The organism is Actinomycetospora endophytica (assembly GCF_021026375.1).
Classification (GTDB): domain Bacteria; phylum Actinomycetota; class Actinomycetes; order Mycobacteriales; family Pseudonocardiaceae; genus Actinomycetospora; species Actinomycetospora endophytica.
The window spans coordinates 279,763-286,542 of sequence record NZ_JAJNDB010000008.1 but is presented as its reverse complement, the minus strand read 5'-3'; the positions used below and the strand labels follow the sequence as shown (position 1 = coordinate 286,542).

Here is a 6,780-nt window from a genome sequence, read left to right as displayed (position 1 = left end):
TTGCTCATGCGGCGGCCAGCCGGCGCCGGCGGACGAGCGCGACGAAGAACGGGGCGCCGACGACGGCGAGCACGACCCCGACCTGCAGTTCCCCCGGCGGCGCGACGACCCGGCCGACGACGTCCGCGACCAGGATCAGCACCATTCCCGCGAGGGCGGCGCACGGCAGCAACCACCGGTAGTCGGGTCCGGTCACCGCCCGGACGACGTGCGGCACGACCAGGCCGACGAAGGCGATCGGGCCCGCCGCGGCGGTGGCACCGCCGGCGAGCAGGGTGATCGCCACGAGGCCGACGATGCGGATCGCCCCCACCGGGACGCCGAGCGAGCGCGCCACGTCGTCGCCGAGGGCCAGGGCGTTGAGTCCGGGCGCGGTCGCGAGCGCGAGGAGGAGCCCCGGCACGACGACGAAGAGCACCGGGATCAGCGTGTCCGCCGCCCGGCCCGACAACGAACCCACGCTCCAGAACCGGTACTGGTCGAGGGTGGTCTGGTCGGAGAGCACCACCGCGGTGGTCAGACCGAGGAGCACCGCGGACAGCGCGGCGCCCGCCAGCGCGAGCGTGACGGGAGTGCCGCCGGCGCGCCCGGAGGCGCCAAGCAGGAACACCAGCACCCCGGCCAGCGCGGCGCCGGCGAGTGCGAACCAGATGTACCCGGCGAAGCTCGCGACCCCGCCCAGGAAGATCGCCAGGACCACCAGGAACGCCGCGCCGGAGGTGATGCCGAGCAGTCCCGGGTCGGCCAGCGGGTTGCGGGTGAAGCCCTGCGCGAGGGCACCGGCGACCCCGAGCGCGGCCCCGACCACGAGGCCCAGCAGGGTGCGCGGGACCCGCAATGAGCGCACCACGTCGGCGTCGCCCGACGCGGCGGGGTGCAGCAGTGCCTCGAGCACGCGGCCCGGCGGGATGACCAGCGACCCGACGGCCAGCGAGAGGACCACGGCGACGAGCACCGCCGCGAGCAGGGCGAGGACGAGCCCCGCGCGGCGGGAGCGGAGGGATCGCCGGGGGCGGGTCCCGGGCTCCGGTCCCGTCGAGGTCGTCGACACACCGACAGCCACCCGCAACCCTGCCCTTCTCCGCCGGACTTTGGGCAGCCTAACCTCTCCTCGGGGCCCGGTCCGGACCGAGACGCGCGGCCCTCGTCACGTCCGGGGTCGACGACGAAAGGCCGCATCCGTGCCGAACTACGCGATCCATCTCCGCACCGAGTCCAGCACGGCGGCCGCCCGCGCGGATCTCGCCCGCCGGATCAGCGCCGTCCACGCCCGGGCCACGGCGGCGCCGCCCTCGTTCGTCCAGGTGATCGTCCATCCGATCGTCGGCGAGCACTTCATCGCGGGCGAGCCGGTCGACCCGCGCGCGGTGTTCGTGCACGGCCACATCCGCGCCGGTCGCACCGCCGAGGCGAAGCACGAGCTGATCGTCGGGCTGCGCGACGCCGTCGTCGCGGCCCTCGGAGTGCCCGACGACCTGGTCTGGGTCTACGTCAGCGAGATCCCGGCCGAGCAGATGGTGGAGTTCGGGCGCGTGCTCCCGGCGCCCGGGCAGGAGGCGGAGTGGCAGGCGGCCCTGCCCGACGACGTCCGGGACCGGCTGGCGCGGCTCGACGCCGGGATCTCCTAGGACCGGCCCTCGGCGAGCGCGGCGAGGCGGTCCAGCGAGGCCTCGAGGTTCTCGGCCGTGGTGGCCCGGGCTCGCGCGAACCGCGCCTCGTCGGTCAGCCGCGACCAGTCGTAGGTGTGCGTGACGAGCGTGCGCGAGGGGTCCACCGGCTCGAGCTCCCACCGCCAGAGGTGGCCGGCCGGGGTCGCGCCGGGATCGGACGGGGTCCACGCGATCCGGCGGGCCTCCTCGAACTCGACCACGTGGTTGTCCCGGTCCGTGCCCCGCGTCAGCGTCATGACGAAGACGTCGCCGACCGCGCGGACCCGCTGGCCGGGCGCGGCCTCGGCCAGGTTCGCGTTGCCGTCCCACCGCGGTTGGTTCGCCGGGTCCGCGACGAGCTCGAAGATCACGTCCGCGCCTGCGTCGATCGTGCGCGAGGCCCGCACGACCTGCGCCTCCGGCTCATCCATGCCCCGGACGATCCCGTGGTCGCCGCGTGGATGTCCAGCGCCTCAGCCGACACCGGCCACCGAGAGCAGGAGCACCCACGCGGCGCCCCCGGCGAGCCAGACGACCCACGCGGCGACCGGCCAGGCGTGCCTCGGCGGACGTCGCACGAGACCGGTGAGCGCGAGGGCGGCCGCGATCATCGTCGCCAGCGCGGGCTCGAGCATCAGGCCCCACGCCGCGCCGGCCGAGGAGCAGATCGGGGGCGAGTCGGCGAATCCGCAGCCGTCACCCATGAACGCGACCGCGAGGAACGCGACCGTGCTGCCGAAGAAGCCGACGATGCTGATGACACCGAGGGCGATACCGGCGTGGATCCGGGCCCCGGTGTGCTGGGGACGCGGGCCGTAGGTGGTCGGGGGTGGGAGGTACACGGGGTGACTCATCAGAGATCGATCCCCCCGCCGGACGCCGTCGGGACCTCGGGCCGGACGCCGGGGTTGCCCACCGGGCGCCGGCTCGCGTCGCCGCCGAAGCGGTAGGCGGTCAGGGCGGGCCCGTCGCCGGCCCCGTAGCACCGCTCGAGACCCACGGCGTCGAGGTGGCAGGCGAGCCAGGTGACGACCACGGCGTCGATCGCTCCCGCCCGCTCCGGCAGCTCCGCGCTCCACGACGGGGCGTCGGCGTCGCCGCGGATCCGCCAGGCACACCCGTCGTCGTCGAGCAGGGTCCGTCGGCTGGGCACAGCCGAGAGCAGCTGGCGCAGGCGCAGCTCGCCGAGCGGGACGTCGATCGTCCAGTCGACCCGGTCACCGCGGCGGTCACCCCGGGCCGAGGCCATGACGACATCGGCCTCGTCGACGAGGCGGAGCGCCACCGCCGTGATGCTGCGGTCGCCGGCCCGCTCGAGGATCTGCTCGTCGACCGAGAGCGTGGCGTCGTCGAGGACCATGCGACGGCGGCCGGTCGCGTCCACCGACGAGGTGGCGACGATCCGGTCGCCCAGGCGCACGACCCCGTCGCCGGTGCGCAGCGACATCTCCGCCCGTACGCCGTGGGCGTAGCGGGACAGCTCGTCGTCGTACCGGTCGTAGCGGGCCACCCAGCCCAGGCGGTAGGCCGGGACCATCGCGAGGATCGCGACCATCCAGCAGCCGAACCACGCGGACAGCACGTTCGTCGGGTCCTCGACGAGCGCGACCGCGCCGAGGAACCCCAGCCCGACCACGCCGAACGCGGCGCTGGACCACCACCATCGGATCCACCAGCGGTTCCGGGCCCGGCGTTCGGCGCGGTCGCCGATCCACCGGGGGCCGCCGCCGGGGACCGCGTGCTGCTGGAGGGAGGCGGGGCTGCTCATCGTCGAATCTCCTCGGCGTCCGGCGGGAGCGTCGTTCGCTCCCGGCACCGAGCAGGGTCCGTCCGGTCCTCGGGCCGGTCAGTCCCCTCGCGCACGCCCGTTGTGTCACCGAGGCGACAGAGAAGCCGTCTCGGGCCTCGTTCTCGCTGGTCAGGCGTGATTGTCGGGGGGTGCGTCTACAGTCGTCACCATGAGCAGGCCGGCGGTCGACGAGGCGGTGATGCACCACGCCCAGGAGGTCATGGTGGCCGCCCGGCGCGCCGAGCATGCCGTGGTGTCCGAGGTCGCCGAGCTGGAGGCGACCGGGGCTGCGGAGATGTCGGGCTACAAGTCGACCGAGCGGCTGCTGCAGGATCTGTGGCGGGTCGATCTGGGGGAAGCGCGCCGGCTGGTGCGTCACGCCCGCGCGCTGTGCGATCAGGTCTCGCCGAGCGGTTCGACGGTCGAGCCGCGGTTGTCGACGACCGCGCCGGTGGCCGCGGCGGGCGGGCTGGACCGCGGGCACGTGCGGGTGATCGACGAGGCGATGCGCTACCTGGAGAAGGTCGACGGGATCGACCCGGCCGCGTTGGGCGAGGCCGAACAGTTCCTGGCCGAGAAGGCCGCGACGCTGGCCCCGAAGGGCCTGGCGCGGGTGGCCGCGCAGCTGATCTCGGCGTTGGACCCCGACGGGGTCGCGCCCGAGGAGGGCCCGGAGCCGACCGACGAGCTGCGGATCGTGCGGCGCGCCGACGGGTCGCTGGCGCTGCGGGGTCGGTTCACCGGACGGGCGGACATCCAGCTGATCCTCGCGGCGTTCGACGCGCTGTCCGGGCGGGCCGGCGCCGAGGACGAACGCGACCTCGAGGCCCGCTACGCGGCGACGTTGCTGGAGCTGTGCGGTCTGGCGATGGCCCCCGGTGGGATCGGGGCGAACGTCGCACCGCAGGACCGGGCGAACCCGGCCGAGACCACCGGCCCGACCGAACGCGGTGACGGCGACCCGAAGAACCTGCTCCCGGAGCAGCGTCACCCCGACGACATGGCCCGCCGGCAACGGCACGAACAGCAGCTCCGCGACCCCGACCCGGAGCCGGCGGGCGGGGTCCCGCCGGCGCTGGTCCGGCCAGCGCGGTCGCCGGGGCGGGCGCTGTTGACGGTGACCATGCCCTACACCTGGCTGCGGGACGGGATCGGGCACGCGCTGGTGGGCCCGGACGAGCGGATCGGCCCGGCCGAGGCCCGCCGACTGGCCTGCGACGCCGGGATCGTGCCGATGGTGCTCGGCACCCGCTCGGAACCCCTCGACGTCGAGCGACTGTCCTACAAGGTCCCGGAGAACATCCGCCGGGCGCTGGTCTTCCGCGACCAGGGATGCGCGTTCCCGGGCTGCACCCGCCGCCCCGAACGCTGCGACGGCCACCACATCGAACACTGGATCGACGACGGCGAGACCTGCCTGAACAACCTGTGCCTGCTGTGCCCGTTCCACCACCGCCTGGTCCACCACGGCGAATGGCAGATCGAGATGATCGACGGCCGGCCATAGTTCATCCCGCCGGCCTGGCTCGACCCGGCACGACAACCCCGACCCGGCGGACCCGGGACGTTCTGACGGCAGAGACCCGCAGGCCCCTCGGACGGGGGCCGGCGCGGATCAACCTGGGTCAGGACGCCCCTGAAGACGCACCGCCCCGAGCGAAGGGCACATCCTGCACCGATGTTGACGGCCAGTGGCGCGGGTCACGACGATGACGACGTCGACGTCGAAGGGGAGCGCCTCCATGATCGTGATCAACATCGTGATGCCGATCCGGCCCGAGAAGACCGACGAGTGGTTGGCCCTCGCCGACTCCTACGCCAAGAGCGTCAACTCCGAGGAGGGCTGCCTGTACTTCAAGTTCTCCCGCAGCCTCACCGACGAGAACGAGTACGTCTGCATCGAGGGCTTCCGGGACGCCGACGCGGGCGCGTTCCACGTCCAGCAGCCCTACGTGAAGAACTTCTTCGACACCGCCCCCGACCTCGTGTCGGCGCAGCCGCAGATCCTCTACATCGACACCCCGCACGACGGCTTCGGCCCGATGGGCGAGATCCAGCCCCGCTGACGACGACGGCGGGCCCGGGTTTCCCCGGACCCGCCGTGACGCGTCGATGTCGTTCAGTCGATGCCGCTCAGGCGTCCACGGCCTCCGCGGGCGCGCCCGCCTCGACGGCGTCACCGGTGCGTCCGGAGGCCCGCTCGGCCAGGGCCCCGAACACCAGGCCCAGCACGCCCCACATCAGCGCCTGCGCGGCGAACGAGTACACCCGGAACGAGTACAGCAGGTCCGCGTCGAACCCGGGAAACACGATCCGTCCCGCCGCGTCCCGCAACGGCTGCGGCGTCTCGGTGGCGACCGGGCCGTAGGTGGCGACGTTCGCCGCGAGCTCCCCCAGCGACGGCAGCAGCGCCATCAGCACGCCGGAGAGCACGACGTAGGTCAGCCCGCCGAGCAGTGCCGCGTTCCAGGTCCCGACCCGTGCCGCGAGCCTGCGCCCGACGATCACGGCCACGACCAGGAACACCACCGAACCGAGGATCATCACGAGGAAGAGCCCGGAGCGGTCCCCGATGGTCTCCTCGTGCCCCACCGCGGGCGGGTTCGCCGGGTACTTCAGGAACGGCGTCGCGTAGAGGGTCAGGAACCCCGCCCCCGCGACCAGCAGCGCCAGCACCCGCGGCCGCCACGTCACGCGGCTCTGCACCACGGTGTAGACCACCGCGAACAGCAGCCCGAGCGCGACGCCGGCCAGGATCATCCCGACCCCGATGCCGACGTTCGCCTGCACCGTCCGACTGAAGATGTCCGGGCCCATCTCCGCTGCGGGCTTGCCCGCGGCGGCGGCCAGAGCGTCCTGTGCCTCGTCGCGACCGTCCTCGTAGTCGATCGCCTGCTGGATCAGCGGCTCCGCGAAGATCCGCGCGAAGCCGAACGCGACCAGACCACCGATGCCTCCCGCGAGCGCCGCCCGCGGGATCACCTGCTTGGCGTGCATCAGTGGCACGGGAAGCCGAGGAAGTGCCGGGCGTCGTGGACGAACTCGTGCACGACCATCGTGTTCCCGAACAGCGACGTGGCGCCCTCGTCGAACCCGATGAAGTAGAAGAGCAGCAGGCCGACGACCAGCGAGCCGATCAGGTACGGCATGTTCGACGCGGCAGTGGTCGCGGTCACGCGGGCGCGTGCGGCAGCACCGGCAGTGGTCACGGGAGTCCTCCAGGGGCAGGGGGCCGACGCAAGGACGCTAGGACCAGCCGACTCACACGGTCAATATCTGAGCAGTTGATGAAATGAGTGACCATGATCGCGCTGCCGGCCGGACCGACCGGCAAGGCGATGC

9 protein-coding genes are annotated in these 6,780 nt (G+C 73.3%); 3 read left to right on the top strand and 6 right to left on the bottom strand.

Annotated features, from left to right (window positions below; translation table 11 throughout):
• Positions 1–4: 4 nt before the first annotated feature.
• Positions 5–1,063 (bottom strand): FecCD family ABC transporter permease, encoded by a 1,059-nt coding sequence (locus LQ327_RS29895; RefSeq protein WP_230739733.1) that lies wholly within the window; start codon positions 1,061–1,063, stop codon positions 5–7.
• 118 nt (positions 1,064–1,181) lie between these two features.
• Here LQ327_RS29895 and LQ327_RS35085 point away from each other — a divergent pair, with 118 nt between their 5' ends.
• Entirely contained in the window at positions 1,182–1,628 is a 447-nt protein-coding gene (locus tag LQ327_RS35085; protein WP_230739731.1) for a tautomerase family protein, read from the top strand.
• Here the strand turns inward: LQ327_RS35085 and LQ327_RS29885 are convergent.
• Genes LQ327_RS29885 through LQ327_RS29875 form a run of 3 tightly spaced genes read right to left on the bottom strand, consistent with a single transcriptional unit; the run spans position 1,625 to position 3,417 of the window.
• On the bottom strand, positions 1,625–2,080 hold the full coding sequence (locus LQ327_RS29885) for an SRPBCC family protein (protein WP_230739729.1): 456 nt from the start codon (positions 2,078–2,080) through the stop codon (positions 1,625–1,627). The genes LQ327_RS35085 and LQ327_RS29885 overlap by 4 nt on opposite strands.
• A gap of 42 nt (positions 2,081–2,122) precedes the next feature.
• Positions 2,123–2,503 carry a hypothetical protein gene (locus LQ327_RS29880; RefSeq protein WP_230739727.1) on the bottom strand — a complete coding sequence of 127 codons (381 nt, stop codon included), beginning with the start codon at positions 2,501–2,503 and terminating at the stop codon, positions 2,123–2,125.
• On the bottom strand, positions 2,503–3,417 hold the full coding sequence (locus LQ327_RS29875) for a hypothetical protein (RefSeq protein WP_230739726.1): 915 nt from the start codon (positions 3,415–3,417) through the stop codon (positions 2,503–2,505). Before LQ327_RS29875 ends, LQ327_RS29880 begins: the two co-directional genes overlap by 1 nt.
• A 190-nt stretch (positions 3,418–3,607) precedes the next feature.
• Here LQ327_RS29875 and LQ327_RS29870 point away from each other — a divergent pair, with 190 nt between their 5' ends.
• Together LQ327_RS29870 and LQ327_RS29865 are read left to right on the top strand one after the other, a co-directional pair.
• Positions 3,608–4,945, top strand: a complete 1,338-nt coding sequence (locus LQ327_RS29870; protein WP_230739725.1) for an HNH endonuclease signature motif containing protein — start codon at positions 3,608–3,610, stop codon at positions 4,943–4,945.
• A 202-nt stretch (positions 4,946–5,147) separates the two neighbouring features.
• Positions 5,148–5,504 (top strand): putative quinol monooxygenase, encoded by a 357-nt coding sequence (locus tag LQ327_RS29865; RefSeq protein WP_230739724.1) that lies wholly within the window; start codon positions 5,148–5,150, stop codon positions 5,502–5,504.
• A gap of 67 nt (positions 5,505–5,571) precedes the next feature.
• On the opposite strand, the gene LQ327_RS29860 is transcribed toward LQ327_RS29865, so the two are convergent.
• Positions 5,572–6,435 (bottom strand): CbtA family protein, encoded by an 864-nt coding sequence (locus tag LQ327_RS29860; RefSeq protein WP_230739723.1) that lies wholly within the window; start codon positions 6,433–6,435, stop codon positions 5,572–5,574.
• Positions 6,435–6,647, bottom strand: coding sequence for a CbtB domain-containing protein (locus tag LQ327_RS29855; RefSeq protein WP_230739722.1), 213 nt, complete (start codon positions 6,645–6,647; stop codon positions 6,435–6,437). Before LQ327_RS29855 ends, LQ327_RS29860 begins: the two co-directional genes overlap by 1 nt.
• Positions 6,648–6,780 lie beyond the last annotated feature (133 nt).

Excerpts from the sequence above, each read along its gene's own strand:
- LQ327_RS29880 (WP_230739727.1), bottom strand. The coding sequence starts at position 2,503 with ATGAGTCACCCCGTGTACCTCCCACCCCCGACCACCTACGGCCCGCGT.
- LQ327_RS29870 (WP_230739725.1), top strand. The coding sequence starts at position 3,608 with ATGAGCAGGCCGGCGGTCGACGAGGCGGTGATGCACCACGCCCAGGAG.
- LQ327_RS29860 (WP_230739723.1), bottom strand. The coding sequence starts at position 6,435 with ATGCACGCCAAGCAGGTGATCCCGCGGGCGGCGCTCGCGGGAGGCATC.
- LQ327_RS29875 (WP_230739726.1), bottom strand. The coding sequence starts at position 3,417 with ATGAGCAGCCCCGCCTCCCTCCAGCAGCACGCGGTCCCCGGCGGCGGC.
- LQ327_RS29865 (WP_230739724.1), top strand. The coding sequence starts at position 5,148 with ATGACGACGTCGACGTCGAAGGGGAGCGCCTCCATGATCGTGATCAAC.
- LQ327_RS29885 (WP_230739729.1), bottom strand. The coding sequence starts at position 2,080 with ATGGATGAGCCGGAGGCGCAGGTCGTGCGGGCCTCGCGCACGATCGAC.